Below are 13,021 nucleotides of genomic sequence, written 5' to 3' on the forward strand. Positions count from 1 at the left end.
ACACGCAGGTATGTCGAAGGCCGAGGTGCGCCTCGCGGTCACCGGTCACCGCGCCTTCGACGACGCCGCAGCTGAGCACATCCGGTCCCGGGTGGTGCTGCTGCTGGAGACGCTGTCCGCCGCCGGTCCGGTGCGGGTGGTCACCAACCTCGCCGAGGGAGCAGACCAGCTGGTCGCGGAGGCAGCCGTGCAGCGCCGCCTCCCGCTGGAGGTGATCGTCCCAGCGGCCGGGTACGCCGAGAGCCTGCCGGAGCCGGACCAGCGTCGCTTCACCGAGCTGCGCACCGCGGCTGCGTCGGTGCGCACCCTCGACCACCCTGCGCCCTCGCCCGCTGCCTACCGTGCAGCCGGTCTGGCGATGCTGGCCGAGGCCGACCTGCTGCTGGCGATCTGGGACGGCGGTGCGGTCCGCGGCACCGGGGGTTCCGCCGAGGTCGTAGCACACGCCCGCGAGCTCGGCCTGCCGGTCGAGGTGATCTGGCCCCCCGGCTACGCCCGGCCGGCCTGACCAAGGGGGATGATGAGGCGAGCCCTGACCCGGGTGGGGCTGTTGCTGCTGGTGAGCTGCGCCGTCGTGCTGGGCAGCACGCTGCCCGTTGCAGCAGACGAGACGCCGCCGTGGAGCCCCGGGGACGAGTGGGGCACGGCCACCTCCACCGAGCTCTCCCAGTGGGGGCGTTCGGATGCCTGCGATGTGGGCCAGGAGTGGGTCTGGACCGGCCCGGGAGGTCAGATCACCTGGAGCACAGTACGCTGCGACGGGGCGAGCACCGCCCGGGGCGCGGCGCTGTGGCAGCAGCCGGACGGTCACACCCTGCCCGAGGCCAGCGTCCTGGCCGGCGGCGAGGAGCAGGTGTGGTGGCTGCCGGCATCGGACCAGCTGGTCCGGCGCTGGGTGCAGGATCTCGAGGCGGAGAACGACGCTGTCTTCGTGGAGGTCAGCAGCACCTGTTCCCGCGATGACCCGCGAGCGTGTGCGCAGGAGACGGCATGGGTGGCCCAAGGGGTCGCCGCCGCGATGGACGGCGAGGTGGAACGGGTCGAGTACGGGCTGGTGGATGCGATCGTCATGGCACTGGTCGGCCCGTCCCTGCTCTGGGCCGTGCTCGTGCTCCCGTGGCGGAGCATCACCGCACTGCTGCGGCCGCGGTACCTGATGACGGCGGACCCGCCCCGGGTGCAGGACCTCACCCGGCAGGTGTTGCTGGCCCGCACCGGGCGCGCGGTACGCAAGGTGGTGTGGACGCTGGCCGGCTCCTTCCTGGTGCTGGTGCTGGCGCTCGCCGTCGAAGGGGACGACGGTGCCATGGGCGCTGCGGTGATCTTCGGAGTGCCGGCCATCGCGCTGCTGGCCCTCACCTACCGGTTCGCACCACCGCACCCGGTGGAACGCGGGCGCAGGGTGTCCTTGGCGGACACCGGCGCCCGTGGTGTGCTCGGCGTGGCCCTGACCACGATCGCCTACGGACTGCTGCCGGTGCTGCTGCTGGTCTACCTGCTCGTCGCCGTGTACGGCTCGTTCGTGCCGGGCTGGCCGGTGACCTCCGCAGCCGGGCTGGCCGGGCGCCCGGAGCCGCTGGTGGGCCAGTTCTACACCCTGGCCATGCACCTGGGACGCAACCCGTTGTCGGCCTTGTTCGTGCTGCTCGTTCCCGGTCTGCTGGTGCTGTTCGCCCTCGACCTGCTCGGGCAACGGCTCCGTGCCGCCGGGATGGCGCAGGTGCTCGCCCACGACCGGCGACCGCACTACCTGTACCTGCGCAGCTTCGACGAGGACACGCTGCGCATGCCGGGTCTGCTCCGCCGGCGCGGGCTGATCGGTGGGCTCACCGTGCTGCGCCGGGTGCGGTTCGAGGAGGTGCTGGTGCGTCAGCTGTCCATGACCGGTCCGGTGATCGCGATCGCCCCACCCGGCACCCGGCTGCCCCCCATCGGTGCAGCGCGGGCCAGCTTCAGCAACGAGGAGTGGCAGCAGCACGTGGAGCGCTACGCCCGCACCGCCCGCGCAGTGGTGCTCTCGGCCACCCCGCGTGAGGTGCGCGCCGGGTTCGGCTGGGAGATCGACCTGGTCGCCCATCGGATCGGGCACCGCAGGGTGATGGTGGTGCTGGGGCCGTGGTCCCGGACGCAGCTGGCCAGCAGGTGGCGGCAGTTCTGCCAGGCGGTGGCGCACCTACCGTTGTTCGCCCCGATGGCGCTGCCGTGGGTGCCGCCCGGGGTGCAGGTGCTCGCGCACAGCGACCGGCAGGGCTGGCGCGCCTGGGGAGCACGTGGACGGACCGACTGGACCTACACGATGGCCGTGGACCAGGCCACCCGGGAGTACCTGCCGGACTGGTCCGGACCGACCGGGCTACCGTGGTGAGCACACGCGGACGAGTGAGGAGACATGTCGGCGATCGTTGCAGCGCACGGCCCCTTCGATGAGCGGCTCGGGCACCGGATGCTGGCGCGGATGGCGCACCGTGGCCCGGACGGGTGTGGCGGGCGGCAGGTGGGACCGTCCTGGGTGGGTGCTCGCTACCTGGCGATCACCGATCCGCAGACCGGTGCCCAACCGCTGTCCGGCAGCAGGCGGGACATCGCCCTGGTCGGCGACGGCGAGATCTACAACCACCGGCGCATCCGGGCCAGGCTGGGCAGCGACCGGTTCGCCACCGGATCGGACCTGGAGGCCGCCCTGCAGCTCTACAAGGACGAGGGCGTGGCTGCGTTCGAGGAGCTGTGGGGGACGTTCGCGCTAGTTGTGGCCGGGGCGGACGGATCCTTCGCCGCCGCTCGGGACGTGCTGGGTATCGCGCCGTTGTACTGGGCCCGGCGCGGCGAGACCACCCTGTTCGCCTCGGAGCTGAAGGCCTTCGACGAGGACTGGCGGCCGCTGGTGGAACCCTTCCCGCCCGGGCACTCCTGGACACCGGCGGACGGGCTGGTGGCAGGTCCGGCGTTTCCCGGGAGCGCCCCGGTGCTGCTGAAGAGTCGTGCGCCGGGGGAGGCACCGCCGTCGTGGGTGTTCGACGCGATCCGGGAGACGTTGGTGCGGGCGGTGCAACGCAACCTGGACGCCACAGTGCCGGTAGGTGTGCTGCTCTCCGGAGGAGTGGACTCCAGCATCGTCGCCGCGATCGCCGCACGGTTGGCGGCCCGCCAGGGAGAACAGCTGCCGACCTTTGCTGTCGGTCTGGAGGGCAGCCGTGACCTGGCGGCAGCCCGCACGGTGGCCGAGCACGTGGGCACCGACCACCACGAGCTGGTGTACACCGCCGAGGACGCGATCAGGCTCGTGCCACAGATCATCGGTGAGCTGGAGTCCTTCGACCCCACGCTGGTGCACAGCGCGGTACCGCACCACCTGGTCGCTTCGTTGGCGGCCGAGCACGTGCGGGTGGTGCTCGCCGGTGAGGGTGCCGACGAGCTGTTCGCCGGCTACAGCCACTACGGGCGGCACGACACCGGGGAGGCGTTGCACGAGGACCTGCTGGCCACCTTGGAGGGGATGCACATCGGCGGCCTGCAGCGGGTGGACCGGGTCGCTGCAGCGCACGGGATCGAGCCCCGGCTGCCGTTCCTCGACCTGGACTTCGTGGAGCTGGCCCTGGCCCTGCCGCCCGGGTGGAAGCTGCTGGAAGAGGACCGGCCGGCGAAGTGGTTGCTCCGGCAGGCCTTCGACGGCTGGCTCCCGGAGGAGGTGCTCTGGCGGCGCAAGGAACAGTTCGGTGAGGGCACCGGTATGAACACTGTGCTGCGGGACCACTTCGAGCAGCAGGTCACCGCCCAGGACCTGGCCGCTGCGGCGCCGTCCCTCGAGCCGCCGCTGCGCACTCGGGAGGAGCTGGCCTACTTCCAGGTCTTCGTGGCCGCACTGCCCGGCATCGACCCGCAGCGCACTGTCGGTCGGTTCGTCGAGGCGTGACCGCGGCGCGCTCGCTCGCAGTGGAGCGCCGCGCCGCGGCCGATGGTCGCATCAGTCGAGCAGACCCTGCTCGTCGAGCCACTCCTCGGCGACATCGCGGGGCTGCTCCCCGTCGTTGTCCACACGGCCGTTCAGGTCCGTGATCACCTCGCCGGTGAGTGCCTCGCTGATCGGCGCCATGATGTCGGCGATCTCGGGGTACTCCTCCAGCGTCTCCTCGCGCAGCGTCACCGCCGCGGCGTACTCCACGAAGAAGCCCTGGTCGTCCTCGAGCACGGTCAGGTCGTTGGAGACGATGCGCGCGTCGGTGGAGAACACCTCCCCGAACTGGCACTCCTGGCCGACCTGGGTGTAGATCAGGTTGAGGTCGAGCTCGACCACCGAGGTGAACTCGAAGTCGTAGGCCTCCTGCAAGCCGGGCAGACCATCGTCCCGGTTGATGAACTCGCTGGCCGCGCACACCACGCCCTGGTCCGGGTTGGCCGTGATGAACTCCGCCATCTCGGTGGAGTTCGTCAGGCCGTTCTGCTCGGCGAAGTCGGTCTTGGTGGCGATCCGGTAGGTGTTCTCGAAGTTCGCTGGCTGCAACCAGGCGATCCCGTTCTCCGCATCCTCCTCGGCGACGGCGGAGTACAGGTCCTCCGGGACGTCTTCGGTGGTGTGCCCGAGGATGTTCACCCAGCCGGTCCCGGTGTAGTCCCAGTAGATGTCGATCTCACCGGACTCCAACGCTTCGCGGACCGTGGCGCTGCCGGCCAGACCGGTCTGGTCGGTGACCTCGGCCCCGGCGTTCTCCAGTGCGAGCGCGGTGATCTGGCCCAGGACGATGGACTCGGTGAATTCCTTGGAGCCGACCGTGAGCTGCGCACCGGCCAACGGGCCGTCGGAGCTGCCGCCGCCGTCGTCACCGCCGCAGCCGGCGAGCCCCAGGAGCAGGGCGAGTCCGCCGGCGGTCAGTGCAGTACGGGTTGATGTTCTAGTCATCGGTGTCTCCTCGTGGTGGGCGGGTGATGGGTGGGACCCGGGGACCGGCCGATCTCACAGGCCCCTGGGGCGCAGCAGCGCCTCGGCGATCCCGGCGAGATAGTCGATGGTCAGGGCGAGCACCGCGGTCAGCACAGCACCCACCAGCTGGACGGTGAACCGGTTCGTGGACAGCCCGGCGACGATGACGTCGCCGAGCCCACCGGCGTTGATGTAGGTCACCAGCGTGGCGGTGCCGACGTTGATCACCAGGGCGGTGCGGATCCCGGCGAGGACCACCGGGACCGCGAGGGGCAGCTCGAGGCGCCGGAGCACGGTCAGTCTGGACATGCCCATCCCTCGACCCGCTTCCAGCACGGCCGGATCCACCTGCTCCAGCCCCACCATGGTGTTCAGCAGGACTGGCACGATCGCGTAGAGCACCAGCCCCACGATCGCGGCTTGGAACCCGAGGAACAGGAATGCGACCGCCAGCAGCACCAGGATCGCGATGGTCGGCACCGCCTGGCCCAGGGTGAGCAGCGTGATCAGGAACGGCTGGATGCGACGGGCGAACGGCCGGGTGAGGACGATGCCCAACGGGACGGCGACGAGCAGGGTGAGCACCGTCGAGACGGCGGTCAGCTGCACGTGCTGCCAGAGCGCCGTGCTCAGCCGACCGACGCTCAGTGCTCGCGCCTCGATCGAGTCGAGCTCCTTGGTCGCCACATAGACATAGAGGGCGAGGCACACAGCGGCCAGCACCGCCGGCATCACCAGGTAACCGCCGAGAGAGTGCCGGGTCTTCGCCTCACCGGACTGGGCGACGAGGATCCGGGACGGCGCGTCGATGCTCATGTCTGCTCCTGCAGCCCGGCGCGGGCCTGGCTGACTGCGCTGGCGCGCATGTCTCTGATGGCGTCGGTGATCTGGTCGATGTCGACCACCCCGAGGAACTCACCGTCGTCATCGACCACGATGGTGACGCTGAACCGGGCCGTGATCAGCTCGTTCAGCGCGTCGCTGAGGGTGGCTCGCGGTTCGACGGCCGGGTTGGTCGCCAGACCGACCTGGTCCAGCGGCCGGCCCGCGGCCCGGTGCAGGTCGTCCGCACCGACCCAGCGCACCGGCCGACCGCCGGCGTCCAGCACCAGCAGCGCGCTCTCCGGGACGGAGCGCAGCTGTGCCAGCGCGGTGTCGGCATCGGTGCTGGCGGACACGGTGGGCCAGTCGCGCAGCTCGATGTCCGCCACGTGGGTGAGGTTCAGCCGCTTCAGCGAGGCACCCCGGCCGATGAAGTCGGAGACGAAGTCGTTCGCCGGGGCGGTGAGGATCTGCTCCGGGGTGTCGTACTGGGCGATCCGGGAGCCCTCCTGCAGGATCGCGATCCGGTCACCGAGCTTGATCGCCTCGTCGATGTCGTGGGTGACGAACACGATGGTCTTGCGCACCTCGTTCTGCAGCCGGAGCAGCTCGTTCTGCAGGCGGTCCCGGGTGATCGGGTCGATCGCCCCGAAGGGTTCGTCCATCAGCAGCACGGCCGGGTCAGCACCGAGCGCCCGGGCGACCCCGATCCGTTGCTGCTGCCCGCCGGAGAGCTGTTTCGGGTAGCGGCCACGGTACTCCTCGGGTGCCATGCCGACCATGGTGAGCAGCTCGTCCACCCGTGCCGCGATGCGTGGCTTGTCCCAGCCCAGCAGCTTGGGCACGGTGGCGATGTTCTCCCCGATGGTCATGTGCGGGAAGAGCCCGATCTGCTGGATGACGTACCCGATCCGACGGCGCAGCTGGTCGGCATCGGTACCGGTGACGTCCTCGCCGTCGAGCAGGATGCGTCCGTCGGTCGGTTCGATGATCCGGTTGATCATCTTCATCGTGGTGGTCTTGCCGCAGCCGGACGGACCGACCAGCACCACCACCTCGCCGCGGCGGATGTCCAGGTCGAGGGCGTCGACGGCGTTGCTCTGCTGGCCGGGGTAGCGCTTGGTGAGTCCTTCCAGGCGGATCATCACGTCGTCGTTGGTGGCAGTACTCATCATCGGACTCCTCGTGAGGTCGTCAGGTGCCGGACGGCGTAGAACACCAGGTCGTAGACGATCGCCAGGATGATCACACCGAGGGTGCCGGCGAGCACCAGGTTCACCGCCACCGGTGTCCCGACCCGGTGCAGACCGGTGAAGATGAGCTCGCCGTAGCCGGGGCCGTTGACGATGTACCCGATCGCCGCGATGCCCAGCAGCACCAGCGTGGTCACCCGGATCCCGGTGATGATCACCGGCCAGGCCAACGGCAGCTCGATCCGCAGCAGCCGCTGCCAGCGGGTCAGGCCCATGCCTCGGGCGGACTCCACCACCGCCGGGTCGACGCTGTTCAGACCAGCAACGGTGTTGCGCACGATCGGCATCAACCCGTACATCGTCAGGGCCACCACTACCGGGGTCCAGCCCAGCCCGAACACACCGAGCAGCAGGATGAACAGGGCGAAGGAGGGAACGGTCAGCATCGCGCCGGTGGCGGCGAGGACCAGCTCCCGGGGGCGTTGCCGCTGGTAGGTGAGCACACCGAGGGTCACGCCGATCACGGCGGCGAGGAGGACGGAGATCCCGACCACGGCAGCGTGCTCCAGGCCGAGCTCGACCATGTCATCGCTGCGTTTGGCCAGAAACTCCAGAAAGTCCACCACGCCTCCCGTTTGTGCAGGTGATCAGTCTCTTCCACCATAGGCCAGACCGGTGGTCGCCCAGCCGGAACTGACCGTGCCGCGGTGGGCACGGTCGCCGGGTGGGGACTACTCCTCTCGTTGCCCGGCAGCAGCCTGAGCATAGTGCTGCGACTGGGCGTGCGCGTGCCGAGCCAGCGCCCGCCAGAGCTGCACGGCCAGCTCCGGGTCGGAGTGCTCCAGGTCGTCGATGGCCTGCGCATCCAGCAGCATCACCTCGACCGGCCCGGCGGCCTTGGCGGTCGTGGTCTGCCGGTCCTGGTCGCCCAGGGCGAGATCTCCGACCACCATCCCGGCGGTGAGCGTGGTGACCGGCACCCGGTGCCCGCTCGCGTCCGTACCGATGGTCACGATCCGCCCGGAGAGGATGAAGTAGATCCCGCCGAACCGTTGCCCCACCCGGCGGACCACCTCTCCGTCGGAGTAGCTGCGTCGCTGCATCCGGGTCGCCAGTGCGGCGGCGGCACCCTCGTCCAGCAGGTCCAGCACCGGCGAGTCGACCACCGGCACGAGCCCTGGGCGTGGCCGGAACCCATGCTCGGCCAGCAGCCAGTTCTCGCACCAGGCGACCGCCCGGTCGCGCGTCTCCAGGTTCGGCACCGGTGCGTCGGTGAACGCCTCGGCGATGGACTCGTCCGGGTCCACGAGCACCAGATGGCGTTGGTCGCCGGTGAGCTCGACCCCCAACGCCCCGAGCATCCGCAGGGCCACCTCGCTGACCTCGTCCACCCGTCGTGCGTCGAGCACCACCACCTGGATCTCGGCACTGAGCCGGCTCACCTCCCGCACCACCGACTCGGTGCCGGCGAAGAACAGGTCTCCGGAAAGCTCGATGACCAGCACCCGGTGCCCGTAGGTGACCAAGATCTCGTGTGCTTCCGTGCTGCGTCGGATGGTCGAGGGGGCTCGGTCGATGGTGTAACGGGCGCGGATGGCGGACCGCCCCATGCGCGCGGCCCGGACGAAGTGCATCTCCATGTCCCGGGAGATGCGCCGGCAGGTGGCCACACCGCGCACGCTGTTGCCGTGCGGGTCCAGGGGAGGGGAGTAGACCGCCAGACCGGCCTGGCCGGGAAGGACCGCGACGATCCCGCCGCCGACCCCGGACTTCGCGGGCATGCCGACGTTGCTCACCCAGTCGCCGGCGTCGTCGTACATCCCGGAGGTCATCATCACCGACAGCACCCGTTCTACCGCCTCCAGCGGCAGCACCTCGGTGCCGGTGACCGGGTTGGTGCCGCCGTTGGCCAGCGTGGCGGCGATCATCGCCAGGTCCCGGCAGGTGACCTGCACGGCGCACTGCCGCAGGTAGTTCTCCAGCACAGTGGTCGGGTCGGTCTCGATGATCCCCACCGAGCTGAGCAGGTAGGCGAGGGCATGGTTGCGGTCGCTGTGCCGCAGCTCAGCCTGCAGCACCCGAGCGCTGCGGCGCAGCGTCCGGCCCGCGAAGGCTGCGTAGGTCTCGTCGATCCGCTGGATCGCTGACCTGCCGCCGGACCCCTTGATCATGGACACCACGGCCAGGGCACCTGCGTTGATCATCGCGTTCGCCGGCCGTCCGGTGAGCGGATCCAGGGAGATCTCGTTGAACGGGTCGCCGGAGGGCTCCAGGTCGACCTTCGCGTCCACCCGTGCCGTGCCGGCGTCGCTGAGCGCCAGACCGTAGGTGAGGGGTTTGGAGATCGACTGCAGCGCGAACTCCTTGGCCGTGGTGCCCACGGTGTAGACGTAGCCGTCCACTGTGGCCAGGGCGATCCCGAAGTCGTCCGGGTCGATCCGGGCACGTCGCGGCCGGACCGGGTACGGCAGCCCGTCCCGGAGCTGGGCGATGTCCGCGTGCAGCTCCTCCAGGTAGGCGACGATGGGCGACTTCATGGACCGAGCCTAGTCAGCGCCGCCACCGCTGTGGGGTCGCTCGTGCTCCCGGGCCGCGCAGCGGCTGCGCCCGCGTGGGCTGGATTCAGAGTCGGGAGTGCTGGCCGAGCCCGTGGTAGGTGCGGTCGTGGTAGACCAGCGGGGCGCTGGTGCGGGCGATCTGTGCCTCGAGGGCATGCAGGGTCACCAGGTGGCTCTCCCCGGTCGGCACGTGCTGCGCCACCCGGGACCGCACCCACGCTGCCGCCTCGGTCAGCAACGGTTCGCCGGTTGGCAGCCTCCGGTGCTCGACCCCGGCGAACCGGTCGGTGCCGCGCCGGGCGAAGCGGGCGGACAGGTGCGCCGAAGGAGCGTCCAGGAAGTTCACCAGCACGGTCTGCGCCTGCTGCAGCGTCTGCCAGGTGGAGGAGGAGGCGGCGATCGCGAACGCCAGCATCGGGGGAGCAGCAGAGACGGAGATCACCGAGGTCGCGGTGAAGCCCATCGGGCCTTCCGGGCCAGCGAAGGTGATGACGGCCACACCGGCCGGGTGCTGCCGGAAGAGCTGTTTGAACCCGATGGTGTCCAGGCCGTCGGCACCCTCGGCCGAGGATGCCGCCAGCTGCTGTAGAAGATCCGTCTCGCGCATAGTGCTCACCCCGCTCACGGTAACCCGGGGCAGCGGGCTGCTGTTCCCGTGCCGGCTGGTCTCACTTGGTGAGCGGGCCCGGGTGGGGAGGGCGAGGCTGCGACCGCTGCAGCGTTGGTTGACACGTCATGCAACTTCTTCCTAGGCTGTCCGCGTAGGTCTTGAGCGTCAGTCTTGTGGCCCCGGCCGGCTGACCGGCAACCCTCCAGATGCGGTGGGGTGCCCCGGGTGACGACCTGGTCTCGTCCGTACCGGCCGAGGCAAGCGCAGCACCGCGATCGCGGTGACGAGTAGAAGGAACAAGACAGCAGCGATGAACCAGGTCCGGCAGTACGTGCCCGTCTCGAGCACCGCCACCTGCGTCATGTGCTGTTGTTCCATGTCGGCCTGAGCCGCCCTCACCCGATGCCTCGGGCGTCCCGCCCCTCGGCATCACCCCTGGCTCGTGCGTGGCACAGAGCCGACGGAGTGACACCGTCGGCGTGCCTCAGCCGGGTCGGGCCTTCCGCTCCTCACCTCAAAGGAACAGCCATGACCTTCACGCGCTCGCACACCACTGCCGCCACCAGCGCAGCATCCGCCCCGCCAGCACCTGCCCCGCAGGCACGTCCGGCCGGTCGCGTCGGGCTGCGCACCTCGCTGGTCGCCCTCGACCTGTCCGGCGCCGGTGCGCCTCGGGAGTGGCGCCGTGGCGCCGACCCGGACGCGGAGTCCTTCATCATGGGGCGCCTGGCCGGTCTGGCATCGCTGGCGGACCAGGGCGGGGTGGACCTGATCACCCTGGACGAGACCTTCCACGCAGCCGGCCAGCGCCGCCGCGACGACTGGCTCGACGGCGCGGTCGCCGCCTCCCGGCTGTCCCGGCACACCACCACAGCCACCCTGGTGACTGCGGTGCCGCTCGGCCGGACCCGCCCCCACCACGTGGCCGGAGCCCTGGGTAGCGTGCACCGCGCCAGCGCCGGCCGAGCCGGGTGGCAGCTGGAGACCGACGTTGCCGTGGCCCCTCGGGCCGTGGACGCAGTGATCAGCTCCTGGGGCTCCCAGGCTGCCCGCCCGCAGATCGTGGTCCCGGTGCGCAACGCCGTCGACGGCGAGCTGGCGGCCGCCCGGGCCGACGTCGCCCGGCTGTCCGTGGCCACCTTCGAGGAGGCGCACGCCGCGCGGGCGGCGATCCGGCAGGCCGCCGCGGACTGGGGCCGGGACCCCGACGACGTGCAGGTGCTGGTGGACGTGCAGGCTGTGATCTCTGCAGACCGACCCAGCGCACGCGCCCGGTGGGACCTGCTCACCTCGCTGGAGACGCAGCCGCGTGCCGTGCCGCTGCGCTCGCTGGGTACGGCCGCGGACCTGGCGGACCTGTGGGGGTCGTGGGTGCACCGTGGCGGTGCGGACGGGTTCACCCTGGTCCCCGCCTCCGTACCCACCGACGTGCTGGCCCTGGTGCAGGAGGTCATCCCGGCGCTGGTGGAGCGCGGGCTGCGCAAGCCGCGGCAGGCGAAGGTGGACCGGTTCACCGGGCACAGCACCAGCCGCGCTCGCAGAACCGCCCGGGCGCGGAGGTGAGACGCCCCGGCTGGCGTCGACCCAGGCGGCCTATCCTGGTGCCATGAGCGTGCAGACCGACCAGCAGCCCGCCGTCGACCCGACAGCGGACGAGCGTGCCCAGGCCGGCGTGACCGAGCTGGCGGTGCGGGCCCGCACCGCGGCGCGGGCGCTGCGCAGTGCCACCACGGCCACCAAGGATGCCGCCCTGCACGGCATCGCCGACGCGCTGGTCGCCGCTGCGGCGGAGATCACCGCGGCGAACGCCCTCGACGTGCAGCGCGAGTCCGCCGCCGGGATGAGCCCGGGCCTGGTGGACCGGCTCCGCCTGGACGAGGCCCGGATCCGCGGTATCGCCGACGCTGTCCGTGAGCTGGCTGCCCTGCCGGACCCGGTTGGCGAGGTGGTCCGCGGACAGACCCTCCCGAACGGGCTCACCGTGCGCCAGACCCGCGTGCCGATGGGCGTGGTCGGGATGATCTACGAGGCCCGCCCGAACGTGACCGTGGATGCCGCCGGGCTGGCGCTGAAGAGTGGCAACGCCGTCCTGCTGCGCGGCGGGTCTGCTGCTGAGGAGTCCAACGCCGTGATCGTGCGCGTGCTCCGGGAGGCGCTGGCCGCTGCCGGTCTGCCGGCTGATGCGGTCGCGTCCGTGGACGCCTACGGCCGGGCCGGGGCCCGCGCCCTGATGCGCGCCCGCGGGCTGGTGGACGTGCTCGTTCCCCGCGGCGGCACCGGGCTGATCCAGACCGTGGTGCGCGAGTCGGTGGTGCCGGTGATCGAGACCGGGGTGGGCAACTGCCACCTGTACGTGGACGCCAGCGCCGACCTGGCCCAGGCGCTGCCCATCGTGATCAACGCCAAGACCCAGCGGGTCGGGGTGTGCAACACGATCGAGACTCTGCTGGTGCACCAGGACGTCGCCGCTGAGTTCCTCCCCTCGGCGCTGTCGGCGCTGGCCACTGCCGGGGTACACATCCACGGGGACGAGACCGCCGCCGCGCATGTTCCTGCCGACGGCCAGTTCTCCCCGGCCACCGAGGAGGACTGGGGCGCCGAGTACCTCAGCCTGGACCTGGCGGTGCGGGTGGTGCCGGACCTGGACGCCGCCCTGGAGCACATCCGCACCTGGTCCTCCGGGCACACCGAGGCGATCTGCACCACCGACGTCCGGTCCGTGCAGCGCTTCACCACCGAGCTGGACTCGGCGGCACTGATGGTGAACGCCTCTACCCGGTTCACCGACGGCGGCCAGCTCGGCCTCGGTGCCGAGCTGGGCATCTCCACCCAGAAGCTGCACGCCCGCGGCCCGATGGGGCTGGCCGAGCTGACCACCACCACCTGGATCGTGCAGGGCGACGGGCACATCCGCCCCTGACCA

At 70.9% G+C, this 13,021-nt stretch carries 11 protein-coding genes and 1 riboswitch; of the genes, 5 read left to right on the forward strand and 6 right to left on the reverse strand.

From position 1 onward, the window contains the following. Positions 1 to 10 precede the first annotated feature (10 nt). Genes K338_RS0116485 through K338_RS0116495 form a run of 3 tightly spaced genes read left to right on the forward strand, consistent with a single transcriptional unit; the run spans position 11 to position 3,910 of the window. Complete coding sequence (locus K338_RS0116485; protein WP_022919265.1) at positions 11 to 508, forward strand: beta/alpha barrel domain-containing protein; 498 nt, start codon at positions 11 to 13, stop codon at positions 506 to 508. A 12-nt stretch (positions 509 to 520) separates the two neighbouring features. After that, on the forward strand, positions 521 to 2,365 hold the full coding sequence (locus K338_RS0116490) for a hypothetical protein (RefSeq protein ID WP_157612571.1): 1,845 nt from the start codon (positions 521 to 523) through the stop codon (positions 2,363 to 2,365). 24 nt (positions 2,366 to 2,389) lie between these two features. After that, the gene (locus K338_RS0116495) at positions 2,390 to 3,910 is read left to right on the forward strand and encodes an asparagine synthase-related protein (RefSeq protein WP_022919267.1); all 1,521 of its coding nucleotides are present in this window, start codon (positions 2,390 to 2,392) and stop codon (positions 3,908 to 3,910) included. A gap of 51 nt (positions 3,911 to 3,961) precedes the next feature. On the opposite strand, the gene K338_RS0116500 is transcribed toward K338_RS0116495, so the two are convergent. The 6 genes from K338_RS0116500 to K338_RS0116525 form a co-directional block, all read right to left on the reverse strand. Continuing rightward, entirely contained in the window at positions 3,962 to 4,894 is a 933-nt protein-coding gene (locus tag K338_RS0116500; protein ID WP_022919268.1) for a glycine betaine ABC transporter substrate-binding protein, read from the reverse strand. Between the two features lie 54 nt (positions 4,895 to 4,948). Then, complete coding sequence (locus tag K338_RS0116505) at positions 4,949 to 5,731, reverse strand: ABC transporter permease (RefSeq protein ID WP_022919269.1); 783 nt, start codon at positions 5,729 to 5,731, stop codon at positions 4,949 to 4,951. Further along, positions 5,728 to 6,909 carry an ABC transporter ATP-binding protein gene (locus tag K338_RS23455; protein ID WP_022919270.1) on the reverse strand — a complete coding sequence of 394 codons (1,182 nt, stop codon included), beginning with the start codon at positions 6,907 to 6,909 and terminating at the stop codon, positions 5,728 to 5,730. Before K338_RS23455 ends, K338_RS0116505 begins: the two co-directional genes overlap by 4 nt. Further along, a complete protein-coding gene (locus K338_RS0116515; protein WP_027286954.1) occupies positions 6,909 to 7,553 on the reverse strand; it encodes an ABC transporter permease in 645 nt (214 codons plus the stop codon). Before K338_RS0116515 ends, K338_RS23455 begins: the two co-directional genes overlap by 1 nt. A gap of 108 nt (positions 7,554 to 7,661) precedes the next feature. Beyond that, positions 7,662 to 9,467 (reverse strand): glutaminase A, encoded by a 1,806-nt coding sequence (glsA, locus tag K338_RS0116520; protein ID WP_022919272.1) that lies wholly within the window; start codon positions 9,465 to 9,467, stop codon positions 7,662 to 7,664. 85 nt (positions 9,468 to 9,552) lie between these two features. Further along, a complete protein-coding gene (locus tag K338_RS0116525; protein ID WP_022919273.1) occupies positions 9,553 to 10,095 on the reverse strand; it encodes a flavin reductase family protein in 543 nt (180 codons plus the stop codon). 157 nt (positions 10,096 to 10,252) lie between these two features. After that, a riboswitch (SAM riboswitch) is annotated at positions 10,253 to 10,368 on the forward strand. A 258-nt stretch (positions 10,369 to 10,626) separates the two neighbouring features. On the opposite strand from K338_RS0116525, the gene K338_RS0116530 reads away from it, so the two are divergent. Further along, a complete protein-coding gene (locus K338_RS0116530) occupies positions 10,627 to 11,661 on the forward strand; it encodes an LLM class oxidoreductase (protein ID WP_022919274.1) in 1,035 nt (344 codons plus the stop codon). A gap of 43 nt (positions 11,662 to 11,704) precedes the next feature. Then, on the forward strand, positions 11,705 to 13,018 hold the full coding sequence (locus tag K338_RS0116535; RefSeq protein WP_022919275.1) for a glutamate-5-semialdehyde dehydrogenase: 1,314 nt from the start codon (positions 11,705 to 11,707) through the stop codon (positions 13,016 to 13,018). The last annotated feature ends 3 nt before the right edge of the window (positions 13,019 to 13,021 follow it).

This window comes from Ruania albidiflava DSM 18029 (genome assembly GCF_000421225.1).
Taxonomy (GTDB): domain Bacteria; phylum Actinomycetota; class Actinomycetes; order Actinomycetales; family Beutenbergiaceae; genus Ruania; species Ruania albidiflava.

Coding starts and splice junctions, on each gene's coding strand:
- K338_RS23455 (WP_022919270.1), bottom strand. CDS start 6,909: ATGAGTACTGCCACCAACGACGACGTGATGATCCGCCTGGAAGGACTC.
- K338_RS0116505 (WP_022919269.1), bottom strand. CDS start 5,731: ATGAGCATCGACGCGCCGTCCCGGATCCTCGTCGCCCAGTCCGGTGAG.
- K338_RS0116485 (WP_022919265.1), top strand. CDS start 11: ATGTCGAAGGCCGAGGTGCGCCTCGCGGTCACCGGTCACCGCGCCTTC.
- glsA (WP_022919272.1), bottom strand. CDS start 9,467: ATGAAGTCGCCCATCGTCGCCTACCTGGAGGAGCTGCACGCGGACATC.
- K338_RS0116495 (WP_022919267.1), top strand. CDS start 2,390: ATGTCGGCGATCGTTGCAGCGCACGGCCCCTTCGATGAGCGGCTCGGG.
- K338_RS0116490 (WP_157612571.1), top strand. CDS start 521: ATGAGGCGAGCCCTGACCCGGGTGGGGCTGTTGCTGCTGGTGAGCTGC.
- K338_RS0116535 (WP_022919275.1), top strand. CDS start 11,705: ATGAGCGTGCAGACCGACCAGCAGCCCGCCGTCGACCCGACAGCGGAC.
- K338_RS0116500 (WP_022919268.1), bottom strand. CDS start 4,894: ATGACTAGAACATCAACCCGTACTGCACTGACCGCCGGCGGACTCGCC.
- K338_RS0116525 (WP_022919273.1), bottom strand. CDS start 10,095: ATGCGCGAGACGGATCTTCTACAGCAGCTGGCGGCATCCTCGGCCGAG.
- K338_RS0116530 (WP_022919274.1), top strand. CDS start 10,627: ATGACCTTCACGCGCTCGCACACCACTGCCGCCACCAGCGCAGCATCC.